Origin of the sequence: Pseudomonas cuatrocienegasensis (assembly GCF_900110925.1) — a bacterium.
GTDB lineage: Bacteria > Pseudomonadota > Gammaproteobacteria > Pseudomonadales > Pseudomonadaceae > Aquipseudomonas > Aquipseudomonas cuatrocienegasensis.
The window spans coordinates 224,694-249,954 of the sequence record NZ_FOFP01000003.1; the positions used below are offsets into that span (position 1 = coordinate 224,694).

26 protein-coding genes are annotated in these 25,261 nt (G+C 63.7%); 12 read left to right on the top strand and 14 right to left on the bottom strand.

All coding sequences use genetic code 11. The features are described 5' to 3' along the window. Positions 1–26: 26 nt before the first annotated feature. The 4 genes from ubiD to BMW49_RS06080 form a co-directional block, all read right to left on the bottom strand. On the bottom strand, positions 27–1,493 hold the full coding sequence (gene ubiD, locus BMW49_RS06065; RefSeq protein WP_069516444.1) for a 4-hydroxy-3-polyprenylbenzoate decarboxylase: 1,467 nt from the start codon (positions 1,491–1,493) through the stop codon (positions 27–29). Positions 1,494–1,628: 135 nt separating this feature from the next. Next, positions 1,629–2,888: a transcription termination factor Rho gene (rho, locus tag BMW49_RS06070; protein WP_069516445.1), complete on the bottom strand. Its 1,260-nt coding sequence runs from the start codon at positions 2,886–2,888 to the stop codon at positions 1,629–1,631. Between the two features lie 244 nt (positions 2,889–3,132). Next, positions 3,133–3,459: a thioredoxin TrxA gene (gene trxA / locus BMW49_RS06075; protein WP_069516446.1), complete on the bottom strand. Its 327-nt coding sequence runs from the start codon at positions 3,457–3,459 to the stop codon at positions 3,133–3,135. Between the two features lie 119 nt (positions 3,460–3,578). Further along, positions 3,579–4,280 (bottom strand): FadR/GntR family transcriptional regulator, encoded by a 702-nt coding sequence (locus BMW49_RS06080; RefSeq protein ID WP_069516447.1) that lies wholly within the window; start codon positions 4,278–4,280, stop codon positions 3,579–3,581. A 278-nt stretch (positions 4,281–4,558) separates the two neighbouring features. On the opposite strand from BMW49_RS06080, the gene BMW49_RS06085 reads away from it, so the two are divergent. The 6 genes from BMW49_RS06085 (at position 4,559) to ppx (ending at position 9,535) form a co-directional block, all read left to right on the top strand. Next, positions 4,559–5,344 carry a transporter substrate-binding domain-containing protein gene (locus tag BMW49_RS06085; RefSeq protein ID WP_069516448.1) on the top strand — a complete coding sequence of 262 codons (786 nt, stop codon included), beginning with the start codon at positions 4,559–4,561 and terminating at the stop codon, positions 5,342–5,344. Between the two features lie 27 nt (positions 5,345–5,371). Next, a complete protein-coding gene (locus BMW49_RS06090; RefSeq protein ID WP_069516449.1) occupies positions 5,372–6,037 on the top strand; it encodes an amino acid ABC transporter permease in 666 nt (221 codons plus the stop codon). Continuing rightward, the gene (locus BMW49_RS06095; protein ID WP_170829031.1) at positions 6,034–6,684 is read left to right on the top strand and encodes an amino acid ABC transporter permease; all 651 of its coding nucleotides are present in this window, start codon (positions 6,034–6,036) and stop codon (positions 6,682–6,684) included. The genes BMW49_RS06090 and BMW49_RS06095 overlap by 4 nt, the downstream gene beginning before the upstream one ends. Beyond that, on the top strand, positions 6,671–7,402 hold the full coding sequence (locus tag BMW49_RS06100) for an amino acid ABC transporter ATP-binding protein (RefSeq protein ID WP_069516451.1): 732 nt from the start codon (positions 6,671–6,673) through the stop codon (positions 7,400–7,402). Before BMW49_RS06095 ends, BMW49_RS06100 begins: the two co-directional genes overlap by 14 nt. After that, complete coding sequence (locus BMW49_RS06105; RefSeq protein WP_069516452.1) at positions 7,399–7,929, top strand: ureidoglycolate lyase; 531 nt, start codon at positions 7,399–7,401, stop codon at positions 7,927–7,929. The genes BMW49_RS06100 and BMW49_RS06105 overlap by 4 nt, the downstream gene beginning before the upstream one ends. A 109-nt stretch (positions 7,930–8,038) precedes the next feature. Next, positions 8,039–9,535, top strand: a complete 1,497-nt coding sequence (ppx, locus tag BMW49_RS06110; protein WP_069516453.1) for an exopolyphosphatase — start codon at positions 8,039–8,041, stop codon at positions 9,533–9,535. Here ppx and ppk1 read toward each other — a convergent pair. Then, a complete protein-coding gene (gene ppk1, locus BMW49_RS06115; protein ID WP_069516454.1) occupies positions 9,522–11,729 on the bottom strand; it encodes a polyphosphate kinase 1 in 2,208 nt (735 codons plus the stop codon). The two genes, ppx and ppk1, sit on opposite strands and share 14 nt — an antisense overlap. 18 nt (positions 11,730–11,747) lie before the next feature. Continuing rightward, positions 11,748–12,758, bottom strand: a complete 1,011-nt coding sequence (gene hemB, locus BMW49_RS06120) for a porphobilinogen synthase (protein ID WP_069516455.1) — start codon at positions 12,756–12,758, stop codon at positions 11,748–11,750. 206 nt (positions 12,759–12,964) lie between these two features. Between hemB and BMW49_RS06125 the strand changes: the two genes are divergently transcribed. The 3 genes from BMW49_RS06125 to BMW49_RS06135 all read left to right on the top strand — a co-directional run bounded on the left by BMW49_RS06125 (position 12,965) and on the right by BMW49_RS06135 (position 15,083). Then, the gene (locus tag BMW49_RS06125) at positions 12,965–13,519 is read left to right on the top strand and encodes a DedA family protein (protein WP_069516456.1); all 555 of its coding nucleotides are present in this window, start codon (positions 12,965–12,967) and stop codon (positions 13,517–13,519) included. Positions 13,520–13,713: 194 nt separating this feature from the next. Next, on the top strand, positions 13,714–14,373 hold the full coding sequence (gene elbB / locus BMW49_RS06130) for an isoprenoid biosynthesis glyoxalase ElbB (RefSeq protein ID WP_069516457.1): 660 nt from the start codon (positions 13,714–13,716) through the stop codon (positions 14,371–14,373). Between the two features lie 239 nt (positions 14,374–14,612). Continuing rightward, positions 14,613–15,083: a thioesterase family protein gene (locus tag BMW49_RS06135; RefSeq protein ID WP_069516458.1), complete on the top strand. Its 471-nt coding sequence runs from the start codon at positions 14,613–14,615 to the stop codon at positions 15,081–15,083. Between the two features lie 4 nt (positions 15,084–15,087). On the opposite strand, the gene BMW49_RS06140 is transcribed toward BMW49_RS06135, so the two are convergent. After that, a complete protein-coding gene (locus tag BMW49_RS06140; protein WP_069516459.1) occupies positions 15,088–15,546 on the bottom strand; it encodes a YaiI/YqxD family protein in 459 nt (152 codons plus the stop codon). Positions 15,547–15,606: 60 nt separating this feature from the next. Continuing rightward, positions 15,607–17,505 (bottom strand): cytochrome c/FTR1 family iron permease, encoded by a 1,899-nt coding sequence (locus tag BMW49_RS06145; RefSeq protein ID WP_069516460.1) that lies wholly within the window; start codon positions 17,503–17,505, stop codon positions 15,607–15,609. A gap of 400 nt (positions 17,506–17,905) precedes the next feature. Here BMW49_RS06145 and BMW49_RS06150 point away from each other — a divergent pair, with 400 nt between their 5' ends. Then, positions 17,906–18,679, top strand: a complete 774-nt coding sequence (locus tag BMW49_RS06150) for an SDR family NAD(P)-dependent oxidoreductase (protein WP_069516461.1) — start codon at positions 17,906–17,908, stop codon at positions 18,677–18,679. A 6-nt stretch (positions 18,680–18,685) separates the two neighbouring features. Here the strand turns inward: BMW49_RS06150 and rhtB are convergent, their stop codons facing one another. The 3 genes from rhtB to BMW49_RS06165 form a co-directional block, all read right to left on the bottom strand. Beyond that, positions 18,686–19,318 (bottom strand): homoserine/homoserine lactone efflux protein, encoded by a 633-nt coding sequence (gene rhtB / locus BMW49_RS06155; protein ID WP_069516462.1) that lies wholly within the window; start codon positions 19,316–19,318, stop codon positions 18,686–18,688. A gap of 94 nt (positions 19,319–19,412) precedes the next feature. Further along, positions 19,413–20,003: a mechanosensitive ion channel family protein gene (locus BMW49_RS06160; protein WP_371850849.1), complete on the bottom strand. Its 591-nt coding sequence runs from the start codon at positions 20,001–20,003 to the stop codon at positions 19,413–19,415. Further along, positions 20,000–21,910 carry an ATP-binding cassette domain-containing protein gene (locus BMW49_RS06165; RefSeq protein ID WP_069516463.1) on the bottom strand — a complete coding sequence of 637 codons (1,911 nt, stop codon included), beginning with the start codon at positions 21,908–21,910 and terminating at the stop codon, positions 20,000–20,002. Before BMW49_RS06165 ends, BMW49_RS06160 begins: the two co-directional genes overlap by 4 nt. 50 nt (positions 21,911–21,960) lie before the next feature. Here BMW49_RS06165 and BMW49_RS06170 point away from each other — a divergent pair, with 50 nt between their 5' ends. Next, entirely contained in the window at positions 21,961–22,425 is a 465-nt protein-coding gene (locus tag BMW49_RS06170) for a TIGR02444 family protein (RefSeq protein WP_069516464.1), read from the top strand. On the opposite strand, the gene BMW49_RS06175 is transcribed toward BMW49_RS06170, so the two are convergent. After that, positions 22,418–23,302 carry an AlgP family protein gene (locus BMW49_RS06175; RefSeq protein WP_069516465.1) on the bottom strand — a complete coding sequence of 295 codons (885 nt, stop codon included), beginning with the start codon at positions 23,300–23,302 and terminating at the stop codon, positions 22,418–22,420. The two genes, BMW49_RS06170 and BMW49_RS06175, sit on opposite strands and share 8 nt — an antisense overlap. 122 nt (positions 23,303–23,424) lie before the next feature. Between BMW49_RS06175 and BMW49_RS06180 the strand changes: the two genes are divergently transcribed. Next, entirely contained in the window at positions 23,425–24,060 is a 636-nt protein-coding gene (locus BMW49_RS06180) for an FKBP-type peptidyl-prolyl cis-trans isomerase (RefSeq protein ID WP_069516466.1), read from the top strand. A gap of 7 nt (positions 24,061–24,067) precedes the next feature. Here the strand turns inward: BMW49_RS06180 and BMW49_RS06185 are convergent, their stop codons facing one another. Next, entirely contained in the window at positions 24,068–24,529 is a 462-nt protein-coding gene (locus tag BMW49_RS06185; protein ID WP_069516467.1) for an Rsd/AlgQ family anti-sigma factor, read from the bottom strand. 189 nt (positions 24,530–24,718) lie between these two features. Next, on the bottom strand, positions 24,719–25,252 hold the full coding sequence (locus BMW49_RS06190; protein ID WP_069516468.1) for a DUF3833 domain-containing protein: 534 nt from the start codon (positions 25,250–25,252) through the stop codon (positions 24,719–24,721). Between the last annotated feature and the right edge of the window lie 9 nt (positions 25,253–25,261).

The window sequence follows — 25,261 nt, forward strand, 5'->3', positions numbered from 1 at the left end:
GGGCGGCCCAGGCCGCCGATGTACAGTTAATCGATGCCCAGCTCGGCCCAAAGCGCGTCGACGCGCTGCTTGACCGCATCATCCTGGACAATCGCCCGGCCCCACTCGCGGGTGGTTTCACCCGGCCACTTGTGGGTCGCATCCAGGCCCATCTTCGAGCCCAGCCCGGAAATCGGCGAGGCAAAGTCCAGGTAGTCGATCGGCGTATTGTCGATCAGCACGGTATCGCGCTTGGGGTCCATGCGCGTGGTGATGGCCCAGATCACGTCGTTCCAGTCACGGGCATTGATGTCGTCGTCGGTGACAATAACGAACTTGGTGTACATGAACTGTCGCAAAAACGACCAGACGCCGAGCATCACGCGCTTGGCGTGGCCGGGGTACTGCTTCTTGATGGTGACCACCGCCAGGCGGTAGGAGCAGCCCTCGGGCGGCAGGTAGAAGTCGGTGATTTCCGGAAACTGCTTCTGCAGGATCGGCACGAACACCTCGTTCAGCGCCACGCCGAGAATCGCCGGTTCATCTGGCGGGCGGCCGGTGTATGTGCTGTGGTAGATCGGCTGGCGGCGGTGGGTGATGCGCTCGACGGTCATCACCGGAAAGCGGTCGACCTCGTTGTAATAGCCGGTATGGTCGCCATAGGGGCCTTCATCGGCCATCTCGCCGGGATGGATCACGCCCTCAAGCACGATCTCGGCACTGGCCGGCACCTGCAATTCACTGCCACGGCACTTGATCAGCTCGGTGCGGTGACCGCGCAGCAGGCCGGCAAAGGCGTACTCGGACAGCGTATCGGGCACCGGTGTGACCGCGCCGAGGATGGTCGCTGGGTCAGCGCCCAGGGCAACGGCGACCGGGTACGGACGATCCGGGTACTTCAGGCACCATTCGCGAAAATCCAGGGCGCCGCCGCGGTGGCTAAGCCAGCGCATGATCAGCTTGTTGCTACCGATCACCTGCTGACGGTAGATGCCGAGGTTCTGCCGCTCCTTGTTCGGCCCCTTGGTGACGGTCAGCCCCCAGGTGATCAGCGGGCCGACATCGCCCGGCCAGCAGGTCTGCACCGGCAGCATGCCAAGGTCGACATCCTCACCTTCGATTACCGCTTCCTGGCAGGGTGCGTCCTTGACCACCTTGGGCGCCATGGCCAGGACCTTCTTGAAGATCGGCAATTTGCTCCAGGCATCCTTGAGGCCCTTGGGCGGCTCGGGCTCCTTGAGAAACGCCAGCAGCTTGCCGATTTCCCGCAGCTCGCTGACCTCCTCCGCGCCCATCCCTAAGGCCACGCGCTTGGGCGTCCCGAACAGGTTGCCGAGCACCGGCATGCTGAAGCCGGTCGGGTTCTCAAAGAGCAACGCCGGGCCACCCTTGCGCAGGGTGCGGTCACAGATTTCGGTCATCTCCAGCACCGGCGACACCGGGGTCTGGATGCGCTTGAGTTCGCCGCGCTGTTCAAGGCCACGGATAAAGTCGCGCAGGTCGCGATACTGCATTGCAAGGTGCCTCATGTGGGGCAAAGCGGGGAACGGCAAAGTTTAGCGCCGAAGTCGGTCTTTCAGAAGGCCGCGCAATGCGCAGACGCACAAAAGCCGGGTTTCCCCGGCTTTTGTTGTAGGGCGCGGAACGCCTTACTTACGTTTCATCGACATAAAGAACTCGTCGTTGGTCTTGGTCGCTTTCAGCTTGTCGATAAGGAACTCGATCGCGGCGATTTCGTCCATCGGGTGCAGCAGCTTGCGCAGAATCCACATGCGCTGCAGCTCGTCTTCAGCGGTCAGCAACTCTTCGCGGCGGGTGCCGGAGCGGTTGATGTTGATCGCCGGGAAGACGCGCTTCTCGGCGATACGACGGTCCAGGGGCAGTTCCATGTTGCCGGTGCCCTTGAATTCTTCGTAGATCACTTCGTCCATCTTCGAGCCGGTTTCCACCAGCGCGGTGGCGATGATGGTCAGCGAGCCGCCTTCTTCGATGTTGCGCGCGGCACCGAAGAAACGCTTCGGCTTCTCCAGGGCATGGGCGTCGACACCACCGGTGAGGACCTTGCCGGAGCTCGGGATCACGGTGTTGTAGGCGCGGGCCAGACGGGTGATGGAATCGAGCAGAATGACCACGTCCTTCTTGTGCTCGACCAGGCGCTTGGCCTTCTCGATGACCATCTCGGCCACTTGCACGTGACGGGTCGGCGGCTCGTCGAACGTCGAGGCAACCACTTCGCCGCGCACGGTGCGCTGCATTTCGGTCACTTCTTCCGGGCGCTCGTCGATCAGCAGCACGATCAGGTGGCACTCGGGGTTGTTGCGCGTGATGTTGGCCGCGATGTTCTGCAGCATGATGGTCTTACCGGCTTTCGGCGGTGCGACGATCAGGCCACGCTGACCCTTGCCGATCGGGGCGCAGAGGTCGATCACCCGGCCGGTGATGTCTTCGGTGGAGCCGTTGCCGGCTTCCATGACCAGACGCTTGGTCGGGAACAGCGGCGTCAGGTTCTCGAAGAGAATCTTGTTCTTGGCGTTTTCCGGGCGGTCGTAGTTGATGGTGTCAACTTTGAGCAGCGCGAAGTAACGCTCGCCTTCCTTCGGCGGACGGATCTTGCCGACGATGGTGTCGCCCGTGCGCAGGTTGAAGCGGCGGATCTGGCTCGGCGAGACGTAGATATCGTCGGGGCCGGCGAGGTACGAGGCATCCGCAGAGCGGAGAAAGCCGAAACCGTCCTGGAGAATCTCCAGCACGCCATCACCGGAGATTTCCTCACCGCTTTTAGCGTGTTTTTTCAACAGCGAGAAAATCACGTCCTGCTTGCGCGAACGGGCCATGTTCTCGATGCCCATTTGTTCGGCCATTTCTAGCAGTTCGGTGATCGGCTTTTGCTTGAGTTCGGTCAGATTCATAGGAATGACGTAATCATTGTAGGAGGGGAATAAGCTATGAGCTTGGGAGGCCGCGCCGCGGAGAGGCGACTGGATCGCCTGCTTGTGTATCGAATTATTCGATCGGGAAGGCGTCGGCGACGGCTTGCAGGGGGCTACATAGGAAATGCAGCGAGGCCGAATGTAACACCGGCCAGACGAGGCCGTCCAGACGTATAAGCGAAAAAAACCCCGCATTTGGCGGGGGTTTTTCGTGGAACGTCGCTTAGATGTTGCTGTCGAGGAACGCCGCCAGTTGCGACTTGGACAGCGCACCGACCTTGGTGGCCTCGACATTGCCGTTCTTGAACAGCATCAGGGTCGGGATACCGCGCACGCCGTACTTCGGCGGGGTGTCCTGGTTTTCATCGATATTCAGTTTGCAGACTTTCAACTTGCCTTGGTAGGTCTGGGCAATCTCGTCGAGCACCGGTGCAATCATCTTGCACGGGCCGCACCACTCAGCCCAATAGTCGACCAGAACCGGGCCGTCGGCCTGGATGACATCCTGGTCGAAGCTGGCATCGCTGACGTTGGTGATGAATTCACTCATGGAAGTCTCCGCAGGTTCGCAAGCAAAAAGTGACCGACATCATAGCTCGGCTTTTCTGTCACAGGAAGGCGGTGTCGATTGAGCTTAACTATCAGACGATAGTCACGCCCACCAGCGCCTCAGCTGCCCAGCGTGACAAAGGCGATGCCGGTCCGCAAGGCTGCCGCGCGAATATGCTGCTGCATGGCCTTCTGCGCCGGTCCCGCGGCATGCCGCCCGAGGGCCGCGAGGATCTTGCGGTGCTCCTGCCAGGTTTCCATTGCCCGCTCCGGGCGAATGAAGGGCAGCTTCTGGCTCTCCAGGAAAATCGCCGCACTGGAGGTGACGATGCCGCTCATCGCCTGGTTGCCGCTGGCCTGGAGAATGCGCCGATGAAAATCGAAATCCAGTTGCGAGGCGCGCTCGAAGTCGGCGGCGCGCAGTTCCTGGCGCATCTGCTCGACATTGTCCTGCAGCGCGTCCAGGTCTTCGGCGGTCAGGGTCGCCGCAGCCAGGCCGCAGGCAAAGCCTTCCAGAGCGAAACGCAATTGAAAGGTATCGGCCGCACTGACCTGGGCAGCGAAGGGCCAGGCGAATGCGCCGTTCGTGGGTGCCGGCGGCTCGCGCACGAATACCCCCTTGCCCGGCTGCACGCTGACCCGCCCCAAGGCACTCAGCGTAGACAGCGCTTCGCGCAGCGACGCGCGGCTGACGCCCAACTGTTCGGCCAGATCCCGCTGCGAAGGCAAGGCATCGCCGGGCCGATAGCCTGCCGTGTCTATCAGCTGACGAATCGCCTGGACGGCATATTCGGGTACCGCACGGGAGGGAGTGTCATGCATCACTGTTCAGGCCAGTCAGTCCGTAAGGAGCTCCTTTGTAAGGCCTGAATGACCCTCCAGGCAAGCGCTGCACCCTGGCGGAACAGGCCCGCACGCCACCGCACCAACAAAGCGCACAGATCAGCCTGACCATCTAGTCAAGTTCGCCAACTGTTCAGACCAGTAAGACCTTGTAATTACTCGCAGACACCGATCAACGCCAGTAAATACGAGACTCTGGCATGGCAGATGCAGTATCCCGAACAACGCATTCCGCATCTTTTGCTCAGGAGCTTGCCATGACCCTCACCCCGCGCCGCCTGTTGACCGCCCTGTTTGCCAGCCTCGCCATCGGTGTCAGCCCGGCATTTGCCGACGGCCTTGCCGACATTACTGAACGCGGCGTACTCAAAGTCGCCGTGCCCCAGGATTTCCCGCCGTTCGGCTCGGTCGGCCCGGACATGAAGCCCCGTGGGCTGGATATCGATGCCGCGCAACTGCTGGCCGACAAGCTGGCAGTGAAACTCGAGCTGACCCCGGTAAACAGCACCAACCGCATCCCGTTCCTCACCACCGGCAAGGTCGACCTGGTGATTTCCAGCCTGGGCAAAAACCCCGAGCGTGAAGCGGTGATCGACTTCTCCGCCGCCTACGCCCCCTTCTACCTGGGCGTGTTCGGCCCGGATGATGCCGCGATCACCAGCCTGGATGACCTGGATGGCAAGACCATCAGCGTCACCCGTGGCTCCATCGAGGATATCGAGCTGAGCAAGGTCGCCCCCAAAGGCGCCACCCTCAAGCGCTTCGAGGACAACAACTCGACCATCGCCGCCTACCTGTCCAACCAGGTTGACCTGATCGCCAGCGGCAACGTGGTCATGGTGGCCATCGCCGAGCGCAACCCCAAGCGCGTGCCGGTGATGAAGCTCAAGCTCAAGGACTCGCCGGTGTATGTCGGTGTGAACAAGAACGAAACCGCCCTGCTGGATAAGGTCAATGCCATCATCGCCGCCGGTAAAGCTGACGGCAGCCTCAACGCGGTCAGTGAGAAGTGGCTGAAGCAACCGCTGCCGGCTGACCTGTAATCCCGCACCGCCAGGAGGCGCGTCACGATGGCGTATCAGTTCGACTTCATCCCGGTTCTGCAGAATGTTGACCTGCTGCTGCAGGGCGCCGGCTTCACCCTCGCCCTGACCGCCGTAGGCACCCTGCTCGGCGTTGGCCTGGGGATAATCGGTGCCGTGCTGCGCGCCTGGCGGATCAAACCGTTCAACACCCTGTTCGGGGTCTATGTGGAGCTGATCCGCAACACGCCGTTCATCGTCCAGCTGTTCTTTATTTTTTTCGGTCTGCCCGCCCTGGGCGTGCGGCTGACGGAGTGGGAGGCCGCGGTCCTGGCCATGGTGATCAACCTGGGCGCCTACTCCACGGAAATCATCCGCGCCGGCATCCAGGCCATCCCCCATGGCCAATTGGAAGCGGCCGCGGCGCTGGCCATGAGCCGGGTCGAGACGTTCCGCTACGTGGTCCTGCGCCCGGCCCTGGCCAAGGTCTGGCCGGCGCTGTCGAGCCAGATAATCATCGTCATGCTCGGCTCGGCGGTGTGTTCGCAGATCTCCACCGAAGAGCTGTCGTTTGCCGCCAACTTCATTCAGTCGCGCAACTTCCGCGCCTTTGAAACCTACCTGGTGACCACCCTCATCTACCTGGCCATGGCGATCCTGATTCGCCAGTTGCTGGCCTGGTTCGGTCGCCGCTTTATCCAGGGAGCCCGCTGATGGAATTCACCCTCTGGGACATCCTGCGCAACCTGCTGGTCGGCTTGCAGTGGACCCTGTTGCTGTCGCTGGTGGCCTTTATCTGTGGCGGCATCGCCGGGCTGCTGGTGTTATTGGCACGCATTGCCCCACTGGCGGCGCCGCGCATTCTCGCGCGCTGCTACATCGAGTTGTTCCAGGGCACGCCGCTGCTGATGCAACTGTTTATGGTGTTTTTCGGCGTCGCCCTGCTCGGCGTTGATGTCTCGCCCTGGCTGGCGGCGGCCATCGCCCTGACCCTGTTTACCAGTGCCTTTCTCGCCGAGATCTGGCGCGGCTGCGTCGAATCAATCACCCGCGGCCAATGGGAGGCGGCCGAAAGCCTGGCACTGAGCCGGCTGGAGGTGCTGCGCCATGTGGTCCTGCCCCAGGCCATGCGCATCGCCGTGGCACCCACGGTGGGCTTCTCGGTGCAGGTGGTCAAAGGCACGGCCGTAACCTCGATTATCGGCTTTACCGAACTGACCAAGACCGGCGGCATGCTGGCCAATGCCACCTTCGAACCCTTTATGGTCTATGGCTTCGTCGCCCTCGGCTATTTCCTGCTCTGCTACCCGCTCTCGTTCGCTGCACACCGCCTGGAAAGGAGGCTGAATGTCACTGCTTAACGTCACCGCCCTGCACAAGTACTACGGCGACAACCATGTACTCAAGGGTATCGACCTCAAGGTCGAAGAAGGCGAAGTAGTCGCCATCATTGGCCGCAGCGGCTCGGGCAAGAGCACCCTGCTGCGCACGCTCAATGGCCTGGAGTCGATCAACGACGGCGTCATCGAAGTCGACGGCGAGTACCTCGATGCCTCCCGCGCCGACTTGCGCAGCCTGCGCCAGAAGGTCGGCATGGTGTTCCAGCAATTCAACCTGTTCCCGCACCTGACCGTGGGCGAGAACGTCATGCTGGCGCCCCAGGTGGTGAAGAAGACCTCGCGCAGCGAGGCCGAGAAAATCGCCCGGCAGATGCTTGAACGCGTGGGCCTGAGCGAGAAGTTCGACGCCTACCCCGAGCGCCTCTCCGGCGGCCAGCAGCAGCGCGTGGCCATCGCCCGCGCCCTGGCCATGTCGCCCAAGGTCTTGCTGTGCGATGAAATCACCTCAGCGCTCGATCCCGAACTGGTCAACGAGGTACTGGCGGTGGTCAAGCAATTGGCCAGCGAAGGCATGACCCTGATCATGGTCACCCACGAGATGCGCTTTGCCCGTGAAGTCGGCGACAAGCTGGTATTCATGCACCAGGGTAAGGTCCACGAAGTAGGCGACCCCAAAGTGCTGTTCGCCGAACCACGCACTGACGAGCTGCGCAACTTTATTGGCTCGGTGAACCTGTGAACTCAGCTGCAGCCACTCTCCCTGCCCTGCCGCTGATCGTCGAAGCCCTGACGGCCGAGGCCTTCGCGCCTTTTGGCGACGTGCTTGAAACAGCGAATGCGCAGCACTTTCCGATCAACGCGGGAACCACCACGCGTTACCACGACCTGGCGCGCGTCTGCGCCAGCGGTGAAGCGCCGCGGGTGCTGTTCAACCTGTTCGACGGCCAGGCCTGGCACGCGCCGATCAACATCAGCATGCTCGAACGCCACCCGCTCGGCAGCCAGGCGTTCTACCCGGTGGACGGCGCCAGCATGCTGATAGTCGTGGCCCCACCCGGCGAGCTGGATGAACAGGCGATACGCGCCTTCATCAGCCGCCCGGACCAAGGCGTCAACTACGCCCCCGGCACCTGGCATCACCCGCTGCTCAGCCTTCAGCGACCCGGACGCTTCGCTGTCGTCGACCGCGGCGGTGCAGGCAATAACTGTGATGAGCAAGCCCTGCTGCAGCCACGCGTAGTGCGACAAATTATCCTACCGGACTGAGCCGGACGCCGCGGCGCAGGGCATGCCTGAATATGACAACGGCGGTTTGCGTTGGCGCTGAGAGGCTATCGTGGCACGATGTCGGGGTTCTGCTCTGAGACGTCAAACCATGCCGCACACCCAATCTTTCCCCCTGATCGCCGCTATCGACCTGGGCTCCAACAGCTTCCACATGGTCCTGGCCAAGGCCGACCATGCCGAGATTCGCATTCTCGAACGGCTGGGAGACAAGGTGCAGCTGGCCGCCGGTATCGACGAAGCCCGTATGCTCAGCGAAGAGGCCATGCAGCGCGGCCTCGATTGCCTGCGCCGCTTTGCCCAGCTGACCAGCAGCCTGCCCGAGGGCGCCGTGCGCATCGTCGGCACCAACGCCCTGCGCGAAGCGCGCAACCGCGCCGAATTTATCGTGCGCGCCGAAGCCCTGCTAGGCCATCCGGTGGAAGTGATTTCCGGCCGCGAAGAAGCCCGCCTGATCTACCTCGGTGTCTCGCACAGCATCGCTGATACGCCCGGCAAACGCCTGGTCACCGACATCGGTGGCGGCAGTACCGAGTTCATCATTGGCCAACGCTTCGAGCCCCTGCTGCGAGAAAGCCTGCAGATGGGCTGCGTCAGCTACACCCAGCGCTACTTCCGCGACGGCAAGATCACCCAGGCCCGTTACGCCCAGGCTTACACGGCCGCGCGCTTGGAGATCATGGGCATTGAGCACGCCCTGCGCCGCCTCGGTTGGCAGGATGTGGTGGGCGCCTCCGGCACCATCAAGGCCATCGGCCTGGCGATTCAGGGGGCGGGGCTAGGCAACGGCGAGGTGAATGCCGAAGGGCTGGCCTGGCTCAAGCGCAAGATTCTCAAGCTGGGCGAGGTCGACAAGCTCGACCTCGACGGCATCAAGCCCGACCGTCGCAGTATCTTCCCCGCAGGCCTGGCGATTCTCGAGGCGATTTTCGATGCCTGCGAGCTGCAGCGCATGACCCATTCAGAAGGCGCGCTGCGTGAAGGCGTGCTCTACGACCTGCTCGGCCGCCATCAGCATGAAGACGTGCGCGAGCGCACCCTGTCGTCGTTTATGGAGCGCTACCACGTCGACCTGGAGCAGGCCGCACGGGTCGAGAGCAAGGCGCTCTCGGCGCTGGACAAGGTCGCCACGGACTGGGGGCTGAACGATGACTGGCACCGCGAACTGCTCAGTTGGGCCGCCAAGGTGCATGAGGTGGGCCTGGACATTGCCCACTACCAGTACCACAAGCACGGTGCCTACCTGATCGAGCACTCCGACCTGGCCGGCTTCTCCCGTCAGGACCAGCAGATGCTCGCCCTGCTGGTACGCGGCCACCGACGCAATATTCCCAAGGACAAACTGGCCGAGTTCGGCAGCGAGGCGATCAAGCTGATCCGTCTGTGCGTGCTGCTGCGTTTCGCCATCCTGTTCCACCACATCCGTGGCACCCAGGAAATGCCCCAGGTGCAGCTGCACGCCAGCGAGCAGGGGCTGGCGATCAGCTTTCCGGATGGCTGGCTGGCCGCCAACCCGCTGACCGAAGCGGACTTCCGTCAGGAAGCCGAATGGCTCAAGCGAGTCGACATCGAACTCAGCGTGCGCTGACCAGCGGCACGGTGAGTTTGTCCAGCAACCCGGCCTGCGCACTGCGCGGGTTCTGGTTGCCGGTCGGCTGCAGACGCAGATAACGGCCGTCGGCCTGCAGCACCCAGGCGTGGGTGTTGTCGGTCAGGTAGGCCTCCAGCTCCTTCTTCACGCGCAAAATCAACTTCTTGCCCTCGACCGGGAAACAGGTCTCCACGCGCTTGTCGAGGTTGCGTTCCATCCAGTCGGCGCTGGACAGGTAGATTTTCTCTTCCCCGGCATTGAGGAAGTAGAACACCCGCGTGTGCTCCAGGAAGCGACCGATGATCGAGCGCACCTGAATATTGTGCGAAACCCCGGCGATGCCTGGGCGCAGACAACACATGCCACGCACCACCAGGTCGATCTTCACGCCAGTCTGGCTGGCCTTGTACAGCGCGCGGATGATCTTCGGATCGGTCAGCGAGTTGAACTTGGCGATGATGTGCGCCGGCTTGCCCTCGGCCGCCAAGGCGGTCTCGCGGGCGATCATGTCGAGCAGGGTCTTTTTCAGGGTGAAGGGCGCGTGCAGCAGTTTCTTCATGCGCAGCGTTTTACCCATGCCGATCAGCTGGCTGAACATCTTCGACACGTCTTCGCCCAGGGCCACGTCGGCAGTGAGCAGGCTGTAGTCGGTGTACAGCCGCGCGTTGCCAGCGTGGTAGTTGCCCGTGCCCAGGTGCGCGTAACGCACGATGTCGCCACTCTCGCGGCGCAGGATGAGCATCATCTTGGCGTGGGTCTTGAAGCCAACCACGCCGTAGATCACCACCGCACCGGCCTGCTGCAGGCGGCTGGCCAAAGCCAGGTTGGACTCTTCGTCGAAGCGCGCGCGCAGCTCGATCACCGCGGTGACTTCCTTGCCGTTTCGTGCCGCTTCCACCAGCGCATCGACGATCTCCGAGTTGGCCCCGGAGCGGTATAGCGTCTGTTTGATCGCCAGTACATGGGGGTCTTTGGCCGCCTGGCGCAGCAAGTCGACCACCGGGGTGAAGGACTCAAAGGGATGCAGCAGCAGAATGTCCTGCTTGCTGATCACGCTGAAGATGTTCTCGCTGTTCTGCAGCAGCTTGGGGATAACCGGGGTAAACGGCGTGTACTGCAACTCCGGGTGGCTTTCCAGCCCGGTGATGCTGAACAGGCGGGTCAGGTTAACCGGGCCATTGACCTTGTACAGCTCGCTTTCGGCCAGGCCGAACTGCTTGAGCAGGTAATTGGTCAGGGGCGCCGGGCAGGAGTCGACCACCTCCAGACGCACTGCATCGCCATAGCGCCGGCTGAACAGCTCGCCGCGCAGGGCGCGGGCCAGGTCTTCAACGTCCTCGGTGTCCACCGACAGGTCGGCGTTACGAGTGAGGCGGAACTGGTAGCAGCCCTTGACCTTCATGCCCTGGAACAGGTCATCGGCGTGGGCGTGGATCATCGACGACAGGAACACGAAGTTGTCGCCAGGGCCACCGACGTCTTCTGGCACCTTGATAATGCGCGGCAACAGGCGTGGCGCCGGGATGATCGCCAGACCGGAGTCGCGGCCGAAGGCGTCAATGCCTTCCAGCTCGACGATAAAGTTCAGGCTCTTGTTTACCAGCAGCGGGAACGGGTGCGTCGGGTCGAGGCCAATCGGGGTGATGATCGGCGCGATCTCGTCGCGGAAATAGCGGCGTACCCAAGCCTTGTGCTTGGCCGTCCAGAACCGTCGACGGATGAAATTGACATTGTGCTTGGCCAGGGCCGGGAACAGCACGTCGTTGAGAATCGCGTACTGACGATTGACCTGCTCGTGCACCAGCTCGCTGATTCGCGCCAGCGCCTGATGCGGTTGCAGGCCATCGGCCCCGGCCTGTTCACGAGCAAAGTTGATCTGCTTCTTCAGCCCTGCCACGCGAATCTCGAAGAACTCGTCGAGGTTGCTGGAGAAGATCAGCAGGAACTTCAGGCGTTCGAGCAATGGATAGGACTCATCCAGCGCCTGCTCCAGCACGCGGATATTGAACTGCAGCTGCGACAGCTCGCGATGGATGTACAGGCTGCTGTCATCCAGGCTGGGCACCACTTGTGGCGGCGCCGGTGTGGCCGCCACTGCTTCGGTGATGACCGGTACCTCGACTGGGATGTCGACCTCGCTCTGGGTGTCGACTTCCTGCATCTCGTTACTGCTGAGTCCTTCGGTATTCATTGCTCGTCCTGCGGGGTTCTACCCCTGCTGTAACAGTTCTGCCGCGCGAACGGCGAAGTAGGTAAGGATGCCATCGGCCCCGCCACGTTTGAAGGCGGTCAGCGATTCGAGGATGACCGCCTCGCTGAGCCAGCCGTTCTGGATCGCGGCCATGTGCATGGCGTACTCGCCGCTCACCTGATAAACGAAAGTCGGCACCTTGTAGGCGTCCTTTACCCGCCAGAGGATGTCCAGATAAGGCATGCCGGGCTTGACCATGACCATGTCGGCGCCTTCGGCCAAATCGGCGGCCACTTCGTGCAGGGCCTCGTTGCCGTTGGCCGGGTCCATCTGGTAGCCGAGCTTGTTGCCCTTACCCAGGTTGGCCGCCGAGCCCACCGCATCGCGGAACGGGCCGTAGTAGGCGCTGGCGTACTTGGCCGAGTAGGCCATGATCCGCACATTGGTGTGATCGGCCAGCTCCAGCGCCTCGCGGATCGCCTGGATGCGCCCGTCCATCATGTCCGAAGGCGCGACCACCTGGGCGCCAGCGTCGGCATGGGACAGCGCCTGCTTGACCAGGGCATCGACGGTAATGTCGTTCTGCACGTAGCCGGACTCATCGAGAATGCCGTCCTGGCCATGGGTGGTGAAGGGGTCCAGGGCCACATCGCTGATCACCCCAAGCTCGGGGAACTTGGCGCGCAGCGCACGAATTGCGCGCTGGGCGATGCCATCCGGGTTCCAGGCTTCGGCACCATCGAGGGATTTCTTCTCAAGCGGCGTCACCGGGAACAGCGCCAGCGCCGGAATACCCAGAGCGACCCAGTGTTCGGCTTCCTTGAGCAGCAGATCGATGGACAGGCGCTCGACGCCCGGCATCGAGGCAATCGTTTCGCGGCGGTTGTCGCCGTCGAGCACGAATACCGGCAGGATCAGGTCGTCGACGCTCAAGCGGTTCTCGCGTACCAGGCGCCGAGAGAAATCGTCGCGGCGGTTGCGACGCAGGCGGGTAGCGGGGAACAGGCGATTGGCGGGGGTAATGCTCACGGCAGACTCCAGAGCCCGCAATCGCGGGCGAGTGTGACAGGTATAGGCGAACATTATGACCAAATGATGACGACCCGCCCATTCGTGCGACGGTGGGCCGCAGCCTAAGGTCACCCTAAACCCACATCAGGGCCGACGAGACAGAGTTTTCCGCACGCGGGCAACGGAGTACCCTTGCGCGCTAATCCACTGGGTCGCCCCCCCCCATGCTCGAAGCTTTTCTACAGCACTTCGGTTACCCCGCCGTGTTTCTCGGCGCCTTTCTGGAAGGTGAAATGTCGCTGGTGCTGGCCGCCTACCTGGCACTGCGTGGCTATCTGGAAATCGAGCCGGTGATGATCCTGGCCTTTCTTGGCACCTATGCCAGCGATCAGTTCTGGTACTTCCTCGGGCGCCGCCATGGCCGCCGTATCCTCGCCCGCCGACCGCGCTGGCAAGCCCTGGCCGACAAGACCCTGCCCCTGGTGCGGCGCCACCCAGACTTGTGGGTGCTGTGCTTTCGTTTCATCTACGGCTTGCGCACCGTGATGCCGGTTGCCCTTGGCCTGACCGGCTACCCCTGGGGCCGCTACCTGGTTCTCACCGCCATCGGCGCGGGCCTGTGGGCCGCGGCGCTAGGCCTGGCCGCCTACCATATCGGCGCGGCGCTTGAGGCGCTGCTCGGCGATATGCGCGATGCTCAGTTACTTCTGCTGGGCGCCCTGGTGTTGCTGGGCGTCAGCCTCTGGTTGTACCGCCGCATGCGCCGTAGCCAGGACTGAGCAACGCCTTACAGCCTGGTTTATGCTGCCGAGGGTCTGTTGCCGTTTCGTCGCAAGCCGCGTTGCAACAATTGCCCGCACACCTAGTCGAATGAAGGTGATCAGCAGCAAACGCCCGCCACCCCACCCGATACCCCGGCCCGGGAGCACCTGATCCTTCAGGCAACCGGCCAAGCCCGATCAAGGAGTACGCAATGAAAAAGAAAGTGGCAGTGATTCTGTCCGGCTGCGGTGTCTACGATGGCGCCGAGATCCACGAAAGCGTGATCACCTTGCTGCGCCTGGACCAGCGTGGTGCCGAGGTGCAGTGCTTTGCCCCCGACATCGCGCAATTGCATGTGGTCGATCATTACAGCGGCGATGAGCAGGACGGCACGCGCAATGTGCTGGTGGAATCCGCACGTATCGCCCGCGGCCAGGTTCGCGATGTACGCGAACTGCACGCCAAGGACTTCGATGCGCTGATCATGCCCGGCGGTTTTGGCGTGGCCAAGAACCTCTCCGACTTCGCCACCAGCGGCGCCAATTGCCAGGTCCAGGCCGATGTGCTGAGCGCGGTGCAGGGTTTCGTCCAGGCCAGCAAGCCGGTCGGTTTGATGTGCATCAGCCCGGCCCTGGCGGCGCGCTTCTTCGGCCAGGGTGTGCTGTGCACCATCGGCAACGACGCCGACACCGCGGCCACCCTGACCGCCATGGGTGCCGAGCATCAAGAGTGCGATGTGCACGACATCGTCGAGGACAGCCGTCACAAGCTGGTCACCACGCCGGCCTACATGGTCGCGCAGTCGATCAGTGAAGCTGCCTCGGGCATCTACAAGCTGGTCGACCGGGTGCTGGAGCTGGCTCATGTCTAAGATCACGTCATGCATCAAATATCGGTAGCTTCCGGGCGGCGTTGCGCTTTAGCCGCGACGCCTGCAGCGACTTAACGATTTATCGCGAATAAAGGCTAGGCGCCCCCTTCGCTCCTACAAATGATTGTTGCCGCGACCCTAGGAGCCATTTGCGCCAATGCGCGCGGCACTCCGGCCGCGCCTCTGGCAATCCCTGGCGCACTGCGGCAGCGTGCAGGCAGACCCGCCAGGACGCTGCCATGACTCAACGCCCCTTTGAACTCACCCCTGAACTCGTGGAGGCCGTGCAGGCCTTCTTCGAGCGCATTCCCTTCAATCGTCTGCTGGGCATTCAGATCGACACGCTGTCCGAACAGCGCGTACTGATGAGCCTGCCGATGCAGGATGCGCTGATCGGTAACTTCGTCCACGGCATCTTGCATGGCGGGGTGATTTCATCATTGCTGGACGTGGCCGGCGGCGCCATGGCGCTGATCGGCGCTTTCGAGCGCCACCAGCACCTGAGCCCGGCCGAACGCATGGCGCGCCTGTCGAAACTCGGCACCATCGACCTGCGGGTGGATTACCTGCGCCCCGGTCGCGGCCAGCGCTTTACCGCAAACGCCGTGCTGCTGCGCTCCGGTAACAAGGTCGCAGTGGTACGCAGCGAGCTGCACAGTGACGACGGCACCCTGGTCGCAGTGGGCACCGGCACCTACCTGTGCGGTTGAGCCACTAGCCGGCGGCGCGGCTCAGCCGAGTCAGAATACGGTCCAGGGCATTGGCGAACGCCTGGCGGTCCTTCTCGCCATAGGGCGCCTGTCCACCGCCCGCCTGACCCTGCTCGCGCAGCTCGGTGAACAGGTTGCGCACCGCCAGGCGCTCGCCCATGTTGCGCTCGTCGAACTCGCGCCCACGCGGGTCGAGCACAGCAACGCCCTGCTTGACCAAGCGATCGGCCAAGGGCACATCGCTGCAGATCACCAGCTCACCGCGCACTGCATGTGCGACCAGGTAATCATCGGCGGCATCCGGCCCGCTGGGCACGACGATCAGGCGCACACAGGTAAAGGCCGGCCGCGCCACCGCCTGCCCGGCCACCAGCACCACCTCGAAGCCCCGCTTGAGGGCGAACTTGACCACCTGATCACGCGCGGGGCGCGGGCAGGCGTCGGCATCAATCCAGACGCGCACGCTATTCACCGTTATGGGAGGCAAAGCCGGCATGATAAGCCATGCCGACGCGCCCCGTGCTTAGGCGTCGGCCCGGGCCAGGCGGCGCCGCTCGCCCAGCCAGCTACGCCCATACAGCAGCGCAATGGCCGCCAGGGCCGTGGCCTGCGCCGAGAGGCTGTAGGCATCGTCGTGAATCCCCAGCCAGTCGAACTCGAAGAACGCCACTGGCCGCGTGCCCAGCACCCCGGCTTCCTGCAGGGCCGCCACACCGTGCCCGGCGAAGACTACCGAGAGCACGCAGAGCAACACGGCGTTGATGCCAAAGAAGGTCGCCAGCGGCAGCTTGCGCGAGCCACGCAGGATCACCCAGGCCAGGCCGAGCAACAGCACCAGCGCTGTCGCCGCACCTGCCAGCACCATGCTGTGGCCCTGAGGACCGGCCTGCAGCCAAAGGGTTTCATAGAACAGAATGACCTCGAACAGCTCACGGTAGACCGAGAAGAACGCCAGCAGGGCAAAGCCGAACCGGCCACCGCCACCGACCAGGCTGCTCTTGATGTAATCCTGCCAGGCCGCCGCATGGCGACGGTCGTGCATCCACACGCCGAGCCAAAGCACCATGACGCTGGCGAACAGCGCGGTAATGCCTTCGAGCAGCTCGCGCTGGGCACCGCTGACATCGATCAGGTAGGCCGCCAACGCCCAGGTGCCAACGCCCGCCAGCAGCGCCAGGCTCCAGCCGACATGCACGCTGCGCACAGCCTGCTGCTGACCGGTGTTGCGCAGGAAGGCGAGGATCGCCGCCAGCACCAGAATCGCCTCCAGGCCCTCGCGCAGCAGAATCAACAGGCTGGACACAAAGCTCAATGACGCCGACAGGCCATCGCTGTCGAGCAACGCCGCCGAGGTCGCCAGCTCGATCTTGGCCTGCTCCAGACGCTGCGCTGCCTGGGGCACCGACAAGCCATCCTGCAACGCTTGTCGATAAGCCATCAGTGCCCGCTCGGTGGTCTTGCGCTGGGTCGCATCGAGGTTGTCCAGGGCGCTTTCGACCAGCTCGAAGCCCTCCAGGTAAGCGCCCACGGACAGGTCATAGGCCTGTTCGTGATCACCGGCGCGGTAGGCGGCCAGGCTCTGCTCCAGGGTCGCACGGGTGTATTCGATCAACTGCGCAGGCCCACGCTGCGGCACCGGGGGCTGAGCGCGCTGGGCGCGTAACAGCGCGGCAGCGGCCTCGCCCTGCTCCACGGCCATCTCCTGCGGCGTGCGCCCGGCCAGGACCACCAGAGGCAGTGCAGCACCTTGGGCGCTGGTGTCGGCGGTGAAACCGGCGATATAGCTGGCCAGGTCCCAGCGCTGACGCTCATCGAGCTGGTCGGCGAAGGCCGCCATGTCGGTGCCGTCGATGCCCAGGCCGATGGTGCTGTAGAGGTCGTAGAGGCTCAGCCGGTCCAGCCGTGCTACGTCGCGCAGGTTGGCCGGTGGCGGCTCCAGGCCAATGCCCGCCGGCCCGTCACCGGCACCTGTGGTGCCATGGCAAATACTGCAATGCTGGGCGAATAGCGGCGCGCCCCGCGCAGGGTCCGGGGTGAGGGTCGGGGTTTGGCTGACGCCATAGGCTTGCGCCAGGTGCGTGGCCAACTGCCGGGCCTGGGCCGCCACGGCGGCGCCGTCGGCACGTTGCTCCACCGCTTGGCGCAGCGTTATGGCGTCCTGTTGCAGCGCCGGCTGCTGATCACGCGCCGGCAGCGCAACGATCAGTCCTTGCAGTACAGTGAGAAATTCGAGTTGTTCGCGGTACTCGCCATCATCAATGATGCGGCCTTCGGCTACGGCGGCCGGGTAGTCGGCGCCCAGATAGCCGAGCAGATGCAGGGCCTGGGTGGCGCCCTCAACAGGGTCGGCCAGAACAGCCAGGCTGCACAAAGCCAGTACGGGCAGCATCAGCCAGCTGAAAAAACGCAATACGGGGTTCATATAGGAGTCGATCCCAAATACGAATGGGTGGCATTGAATTGTTACCCTGCTACCTATTTTCCTCAACCATTGATCGACGTCTGCGCGCGGCACGATGCCGCAGCCGCTAGGGTCTGTTGCCGTTTCGTCGCAAGCCGCGTTGCCGCGAAAAATCTCGCCAGGCCGGGCGGCGTTCCGCAGGCGGAGGACGCAGGGAATGGTGTTCCCTTGCCAAGTCCTCCAACAACGCATGGCGAGATTTTGCGCGCAACCCGTAGGGCCGGGCCCGTTTTAGCGCGATGCTGCGTTTCTCGATGGCTCATTTAGACCACTAAACTTCGCATCTCATGCCTTGCCTCGCGCTAAAACTGGCTCCGGCGCGGCCGCGAACGAAACGGCAACAGACCCTAGGAGAAACCCCATGACCTTATGGCAACACCTGGATGAACCGGCGCAGGTGCTGGTCTGCGGCGCCAGCCGCGGGATCGGCCTGGCCATGACCCGGCAACTGCTGGCGCGCCCCGAAGTCGGCCGTGTCTGGGCGGTGGCGCGCCAGGCGTCGCAGTCTGTCGAGCTTGCGCAACTGCAGGCACAGCAGGGTGAGCGCTTGCGCTGCCTGGATGTCGACGCCAGCGACGAAGTCGCACTCGCCGGCTTGGCCGCCGAGGTGCGCGCCCTGACTCCGCGTCTGCATCTACTGCTGTGTACCACCGGCGTGCTGCAAGGCGGCGCGGCCAAAGCAGAAAAGGGGTTGGCGCAACTTGACCTGGCTGGCTTGCAGGCGACCTTCCAGGCCAACGCCTTCGCCCCCATTCTGCTGCTCAAGCATTTGCTGCCGCTGCTGCGCGGCCGTCACCCCTGCCGCGTAGCGGCGCTATCGGCACGGGTCGGTTCGATTGCCGACAATCGCCTGGGTGGCTGGTACAGCTACCGCGCCAGCAAGGCCGCACTTAACCAGTTGCTGCACACCGCGAGCATCGAACTGCGCCGGCTGAACCCGAACAGCTGCGTGCTTTCCCTGCACCCCGGCACCACCGACACCGAGCTGTCCAAACCCTTCCAGGCCAACGTGCCGGCCGAAAAGCTGTTTACCACCGAGTTTGCCGCCACGCAGCTGCTCGCGCTGGTCGAGCAGCACGGGCCGGAGCAAAGCGGTACGTTCTGGGCCTGGGATGGCAGCGCCATCCCCTGGTAATACCGGTTAGGCGGCAGCCCGGCGCACCGTCGCCAACAGCCCGGCAGCGGCCATAAACAGCACACCGAAGGTGCGGTTCATCAAGCGCTGCTGACCCGGTGTACGCAGTGCACGCAGGACTCGCGCGGCGAGGCCGGTGTAGCCCGCCATGACGATCAGGTCGACCACGATCATGGTCACGCCAATCACCAGGTATTGCGCCAGCAGCGGTGCCTGTGGGTCGATGAACTGCGGCAGCACCGCGAGCATAAAGACGATGGCCTTGGGGTTGCTGAAGTTGACCAGAAACCCACGCAGCACCAGGGTCAGCGGCCGACCAATCGGGCGTTGCTCGGCAGGCGCCTGCATATCACTGGGCAGCGCCCGCCATTGGCGATAACCCAGGTACAGCAGGTAGAGCACGCCGAACCACTTGATCAGGGTAAATGCCAACTCGGAGGCCGCCAGAATCGCCCCGACGCCTGCGGCGACGATGACGATCTGCAGCGCCAGGCCCAGCTGCAGCCCCAGGGCATTCCAGTAGCCGCGCCAGAAACCGTACTGCAGCCCGGCGGACATCGAGGCAATGGCCCCCGCGCCAGGGGACAGGCTGATGATCCAACAGGCCACCAGGAATGCGAGCCAGGTTTCGAGCGCCACCGTACACCTCAAGGTCTTGATACGCGCCGACACGGAGGGCCGACGACCGTAATGGCGAGCTTAGGGGCTGTTGGCGTTTCGGCGCAAGCCGGGCTCAGCCCTCGATGCGAGGACGTGCAGTCGGCAGTTCGCCATTGCGCCAACGACGCACGGCTTTCTGGAAGAACAGGCTGTTGGGGATCTGCACCCAGGTCCCCGGCGCGTCGCCGGTAAGGTCTTCCAGCGTGGTATAGAACAGGTTGATCGCCAGCACCCGGCCACGCACGCCAGGCTTGTCGGCAGTCTCCAGCACCTCGACGCACTCACCGATGCGAAACGGGTTGAGGGTGAAGATCAGCAGCGCGCAGAACAGGTTCGACAGCACGCTCCAGATGGCGAAGAAGGCCACCGCCGCTACCGCGATGAAACCAGTCAGGGCGGTCCACAGCACCTGCGCGGAAACGCCCAGGCGCTCGAGCACCAACATGAAGGCACTGCCCATGATCAGCCAACGCACCGCGCCACGCAGCGGGATCATCAACTCCGGCGGCAGTTGCGGGTAGCGCGCGCCCAGGCTGCTGATGCCACGGGTGAGCAGGCGCTGCACCAGCCAGGCGGCAAGCAGGATCAGGATGACCTGGCCGGTGCGCAGCAACGGCTCGCTCCACAGGCTGATCCATTGCCAGTTGATCATGTCCAGGTTCATGTCGCCTCCTCCAATGCGCGCTGCAACCCCTCCAGGGTTTCCAGCGCCTCCAGCCAGCGCTCTTCAAGATCGGCTTCGCGGCTCTTCAACTGCGCCTGTTCAGCCAACGCCACGCGCAGTTCTTCCTTGCGCGGTGCCTCGTAGAGCCCGGCGTCACCCAGACGGGTTTCCACCTGCGCCAGTTTCTCCTGCACCTGGCCCAGTTCCTTCTCCAGCTTGTCGACCTCGCGCTTGTGCGGCGCAAGCTGCTGACGCAGCGCCGCAGCCGCCTGGCGCTGGGCACGTTTGTCGGTCTTGTCGACGCTGGCGTCACTGCTGCTGACCGGCGCCTGGCGGGCGCGGTAGTCGATCAGCCAGCGGGCGTAGTCATCGAGGTCGCCATCGAATGGCTGCACCCGGCCATCGGCGACCAGAAGAAACTCGTCGGTGGTGCTCTTGAGCAGGTGACGGTCGTGGGAAACCACCACCACCGCGCCGCTGAACTCCTGCAGGGCCATGGTCAGGGCCAGGCGCATTTCCAGGTCCAGGTGGTTGGTCGGTTCGTCGAGCAGCAGCAGGTTGGGCTTGCCCCAGGCAATTAGCGCCAGGGCCAGACGGGCTTTCTCGCCGCCGGAGAAGTTCAGCACCGGCTCGTCACAGCGCGGGCCGCGGAAGTCGAAGCCGCCAAGGAAGTCGCGCAGGGTCTGCTCGCGCTCAGTCGGCGCCAGGCGCTGGAAATGCAGCAGCGGACTGGCCTTGTCATCCAGCGCGTCGAGCTGATGCTGGGCGAAATAACCGACCACCAGGTTCTCGCCGCGGCGCAGGTGCCCACTCAGCGGCACCAACTCGGCGGCGAGGTTCTTGATCAGGGTCGACTTGCCCGCGCCGTTTGGCCCGAGCAGGCCCAGGCGTGCGCCCGGCGTGAGGTTGAGCTTGACCTGTTCGAGCACCACCTTGTCGCCATAGCCCAGGCGCGCCTCGTCCAGGTCGAGCAACGGGCTGGAGAGCTTGTCGGCCTCGCGGAAACTGAAGTCGAACGGAGAGTCGACATGGGCGGCGGTCAGCTCCTCCATGCGCTCCAACGCCTTGATCCGGCTCTGCGCCTGGCGTGCCTTGGTCGCCTGCGCCTTGAAGCGGGCGATGTATTTTTCCATGTGCGCGCGCTGCGCCTGCTGCTTCTCGTAGGCCTGCTGCTGTTGCGCCAGGCGCTCGGCACGGGTGCGTTCGAACGCCGAGTAACCGCCGCGGTACAGGGTCAGTTTCTGCTGGTCGAGGTGCGCCACATGATCGACCACGCTGTCGAGAAAATCGCGGTCGTGGGAGATCAGCAGCAAGGTGCCGGGGTAGCTTTTCAGCCAGCCTTCCAGCCAGAGGATGGCGTCGAGATCGAGGTGGTTGGTCGGCTCATCGAGCAGCAACAGGTCCGAGGGGCACATCAGCGCCTGGGCCAGGTTCAGGCGCATGCGCCAGCCGCCGGAAAAATCACCGACGCGACGGTCCATCTGCCCATGCTCGAAGCCCAGCCCGGCGAGCAGACGGCGCGCCCGCGCATCGGCGGTGTAGCCATCGGCGCTGTCCAGCTCGGTGTGCAGGCGGGCAATGGCTGCGCCGTCCTGGGCGGCTTCGGCGGCTGCCAGGTCACGCTGGACCTGACGCAGCAGGTGATCGCCGTCGAGTACATACTCGACCGCCAAGCGCTCCAGGTCGTCGATCTCCTGGCGCATGTGCGCGATGCGCCAGTCGGCCGGCAGCAGGCAGTCGCCCGCGTCCGGCGTCAGTTCATGGCGCAGCAGCGCGAACAGGCTGGATTTGCCGGCGCCGTTGGCGCCGATCAGACCGGCTTTATGGCCGGCGTGCAGGGTCAGCTCGGCCGCTTCTAGCAGACGTTGCGGACCACGCTGTAAAGTGAGGTTCTGGAGTCGAATCATAATGGCGGCGGAGTCTACCAGAGTCGCCCGCCGCAATCGCGGAAAGCACCATGCAGCCTGATCTGTGGCCCTTCGCCGAAAACCTGTACCAACGCCCCGGCGTCGAAGCCGCGTGCCTGCACCTGCAGAGCCGCGGTGCCGATGTCTGCCTGCTGTTGTGCGCGGCCTGGCTGCAGCAGCGCAACCTGGCCTGCACGCCGGCACGGGTGGCGCAACTGCGCGACTGCGCGCATGGCTGGCAAAAGGAAGTGGTCGGGCCGCTGCGCGCGCTGCGTCAACGCTGGAAGATGGGCGCTCTGCAGGATACCGAGTTGGGCGTGCTGCGCGAGGCGGTCAAACGTCTCGAGCTGGATGCCGAGCGCCTGCAGCTGCAGCGTCTGGCCGCCTGCAGCCAAGGCTGGAGCGATGAACTGGAAGGCTCATCCGGCGCCTGGATTCAGGCCCTGGCGCCGGATGATCTAACGGCAGACGATCAGCAGGCGCTGAGCGTTCTGCAAACAGCCGCTATTAGCTGACAACGGGCGCGTCAGTGGGCGTTGCCACCGGTGCTTCAGGCGTAACGGCCTTGGCAACGGCCGGCTTGCGCGGTTTGGCAGGGGTCGCCTTGGGCGCGCTCGGCTTAGCCGCAGCGGGCTTGGACGCGGCCGGCTTAGGTGTGGCCGGCTTAGCTGCAGTGGGCTTAGCTGCTGTCGGTTTGGATGCGCTCGGCTTTGCTGCAACGGGCTTAGCAGTGGCTGGCTTCGCGGCAACGGTTTTAGCTGTGGCGGGTTTGGATGCGGCCGGCTTGGCTGCTGCCTTGGCTGCTGGTGCTTTGGCAGCTGCAGGCTTGGCTGCAACCGTACGACGTGCACGGGGCTTGGCAGCGGCAGGCACTGCAGCGGCAGACGTTGTCGGGGTGGCAGCGGGCTTGGCAGTGGATGCCTTGGCAGCGGGTTTGGCCACAGCCTTGCGCGCGGGTTTGGCCTCGGCGGCCGGCTTGTCACGCTCGGCCAGGGCCTTGCTTGCGGCATCGCGCACCTTGTCGATCCCTTGGGCCAACTTGAGGCTGAGCTGAGCATCACGCTTGAGCTCGACGATGTAGGTGCGCGTCTGGCTCTGGCGCGCCTTGAGCACGTCGAGCAGCTCTTCGAGCTCTTCGGCAGCACCTCTGGCTTTCACCTGTGCCTTGGCTTTGCCGGCAGCCGCAGCGGCTTGCAGTTTTTCACGGGCCTTGTGCAGTTTTTCCTGGGCGCTGCCGCGTTGCTTCTCCAGCTTGGAGAGCAGTTTCTCGGCATCGGCCTGGGCTTCGCCGCAGGCTTGCTCGAGGTGCTCGAGCAGGCTACCGGACAACTGCTGCAGCAGGTGCAAAGGGGTGTTGACGGTTTTTTTCGAGGTACGCTTGCTGGTCGACATAGTGGACTCCAGGCGAGTTGGGGTGTCGCCATACTATCCCTGCGTTTGATCACCTGCCAGCGCCGTAAAAACTGGTCTGGCCTGGCATACTCGGCTGTATCGAAACCAGAGGAAGCCGCCCCATGTTGCGCGCCCTGTTACTGTTGACGAGCCTGCTGGCAAGCCTGGCTCACGCCGCCGACGACGCACAGGATCTGGCCTATAGCCTAGGCGCGCGGCTGGGCGAACGCCTGCAGCGCGAGGTGCCGGACCTGCAACTGCAAGCCTTGCTGGATGGCCTGGCCCAGGCCTACCGCGGCGAGCCGCTAAGGCTCGACGAAGCGCGCATTGAAGCCCTGCTTGCCGCCCATGAAGCGCAGCTAAGCAACCGCAGCGACCAGGCGCAACAGAATGAGCAGCGCTTTCTGGCTGAGGAACAAGCCCGGCCAGGGACACGCAAACTGGACGATGGTGTACTGGTCCGCGAGCTGCAGCGCGGCAAGGGCACCCGGCCCGGCCCCGACAGCCGTGTGCAAGTGCGCTACCGCGGTTGGCTAGCCGATGGCAGCCTGTTCGATGAGAGCCAGGAACCCTTGTGGTTTCGCCTGGAAAGTGTGATTGCGGGTTGGCGCAGCGCAATGCAGCAGATGCCGGTGGGCTCGCGCTGGCAACTGGTGATTCCCTCGGCACAAGCCTATGGCGCAGAAGGCGCTGGCGATCTGATTGCGCCCTACGCCCCGCTGGTGTTCGAGCTGGAGTTGCTCGACACCCGCGATTGACGATACCTCAGGAAGTGGCGGTAGCCTGCTCCTGATGGGCGTTATGCAGCACTTCGATCAGGCAGTCTTCAAGCTCGAAACGCTCGCGCAACAGCTGACCCAGGTGTTTGAGTTCATCGAGCAAGGCGGCGCAGTCGGCTCCGGCATCGCAACGGTCATTGAAGGCCAGGGCGGATTCGGTGGTGGCCTCGATGCGCGGGTAGAGACGCTGAGCCAGGTCCAGACCGCGCGTATCACCAAAGGCCTTGGCTTCGCTGGTGAGTTGCTCGTACACCTCGAAATGCCCCGCCGAGACGTAATCCAGAAGGACTTCGCAGAAGCTGCGCAGCACCTCGGTATGCTCACCGGGCGTGGCTGCGGACGCGGCAGCATAGGCGGCGACCACTTCACGACGCTCCTGCAACCAGCGATCGATCAGCAGGTTCACCCCTCCCCAGCGTTCCTGGGCGTTCTTGCAGCTCTCGAGCATGATGACCTCACTTCCCTTATCGGCGTTGCCGTTTTATCCGTCCGATCCGAGACGATTTTTTGTCAATCGGTTCACTGGTGTTGAAGATTTTGCCCATAACGTCGGCTTTACGACGATAAGAGCGAGGCCAGATTATGCCCCACCGACGGCACCATCAAGGCACCTCCGGGATAAAGTTAATACAGGTGTTTAATCCAATGCCAGCGGTTTGGAGAAACTCAGGGTGACCTCGCCCAGGTAGAACCCCCACTTCGACATGCGCGCGCGGTTAAGCATGACACGCCCATCCATCAGGTACATCCAGTCGTCGAACTGAACCTCGTAGGTGCGGCCGTCGACCGGCAAGCGCAGGGTGTAGCGCCAGTTCAGGGCATTGCCGGCCACCTCACCGACGGCTTCGCCGACTACGTCACCCGCCGTGCCGCGCCAGCTGCCGTCCGCCTGACGCCGCAGTGTCCATACGCGGCGCTCGGTGGTGCCATCGCTGTAGGTGAAGCGTTCGTCCAGCACGCCGGTATCGCCCTCCCAGGTGCCGGTCATGGCCACATGAAAGCGTTTGACGACCTCACCGGAGCGGTTCTGGAACATACCCCAGGCTTCCAGCTCGCCGTTGAAATAGTCGGACAACTCCAGGCGCGGCTGCTCGGCAGCGTAGTCGCGCACCTGCGGGCTGCTGCAGCCAACCAGCCATAAGGCCAGACAGAAGATCGTCAGGTAACGCATACACAGCTC

Bases quoted from the DNA above. Each gene is read 5' to 3' on its own strand.
- elbB (WP_069516457.1), top strand. From the start codon at position 13,714: ATGAAAAAGAAAGTGGCAGTGATTCTGTCCGGCTGCGGTGTCTACGAT.
- BMW49_RS06125 (WP_069516456.1), top strand. From the start codon at position 12,965: ATGCTCGAAGCTTTTCTACAGCACTTCGGTTACCCCGCCGTGTTTCTC.
- rho (WP_069516445.1), bottom strand. From the start codon at position 2,888: ATGAATCTGACCGAACTCAAGCAAAAGCCGATCACCGAACTGCTAGAA.
- BMW49_RS06080 (WP_069516447.1), bottom strand. From the start codon at position 4,280: ATGCATGACACTCCCTCCCGTGCGGTACCCGAATATGCCGTCCAGGCG.
- BMW49_RS06145 (WP_069516460.1), bottom strand. From the start codon at position 17,505: ATGAACCCCGTATTGCGTTTTTTCAGCTGGCTGATGCTGCCCGTACTG.
- BMW49_RS06090 (WP_069516449.1), top strand. From the start codon at position 5,372: ATGGCGTATCAGTTCGACTTCATCCCGGTTCTGCAGAATGTTGACCTG.
- BMW49_RS06180 (WP_069516466.1), top strand. From the start codon at position 23,425: ATGTTGCGCGCCCTGTTACTGTTGACGAGCCTGCTGGCAAGCCTGGCT.
- BMW49_RS06135 (WP_069516458.1), top strand. From the start codon at position 14,613: ATGACTCAACGCCCCTTTGAACTCACCCCTGAACTCGTGGAGGCCGTG.
- BMW49_RS06160 (WP_371850849.1), bottom strand. From the start codon at position 20,003: ATGAACCTGGACATGATCAACTGGCAATGGATCAGCCTGTGGAGCGAG.
- ubiD (WP_069516444.1), bottom strand. From the start codon at position 1,493: ATGCAGTATCGCGACCTGCGCGACTTTATCCGTGGCCTTGAACAGCGC.
- BMW49_RS06150 (WP_069516461.1), top strand. From the start codon at position 17,906: ATGACCTTATGGCAACACCTGGATGAACCGGCGCAGGTGCTGGTCTGC.
- BMW49_RS06170 (WP_069516464.1), top strand. From the start codon at position 21,961: ATGCAGCCTGATCTGTGGCCCTTCGCCGAAAACCTGTACCAACGCCCC.
- trxA (WP_069516446.1), bottom strand. From the start codon at position 3,459: ATGAGTGAATTCATCACCAACGTCAGCGATGCCAGCTTCGACCAGGAT.
- BMW49_RS06185 (WP_069516467.1), bottom strand. From the start codon at position 24,529: ATGCTCGAGAGCTGCAAGAACGCCCAGGAACGCTGGGGAGGGGTGAAC.
- BMW49_RS06085 (WP_069516448.1), top strand. From the start codon at position 4,559: ATGACCCTCACCCCGCGCCGCCTGTTGACCGCCCTGTTTGCCAGCCTC.
- ppk1 (WP_069516454.1), bottom strand. From the start codon at position 11,729: ATGAATACCGAAGGACTCAGCAGTAACGAGATGCAGGAAGTCGACACC.
- BMW49_RS06100 (WP_069516451.1), top strand. From the start codon at position 6,671: ATGTCACTGCTTAACGTCACCGCCCTGCACAAGTACTACGGCGACAAC.
- BMW49_RS06190 (WP_069516468.1), bottom strand. From the start codon at position 25,252: ATGCGTTACCTGACGATCTTCTGTCTGGCCTTATGGCTGGTTGGCTGC.
- BMW49_RS06165 (WP_069516463.1), bottom strand. From the start codon at position 21,910: ATGATTCGACTCCAGAACCTCACTTTACAGCGTGGTCCGCAACGTCTG.
- ppx (WP_069516453.1), top strand. From the start codon at position 8,039: ATGCCGCACACCCAATCTTTCCCCCTGATCGCCGCTATCGACCTGGGC.
- BMW49_RS06175 (WP_069516465.1), bottom strand. From the start codon at position 23,302: ATGTCGACCAGCAAGCGTACCTCGAAAAAAACCGTCAACACCCCTTTG.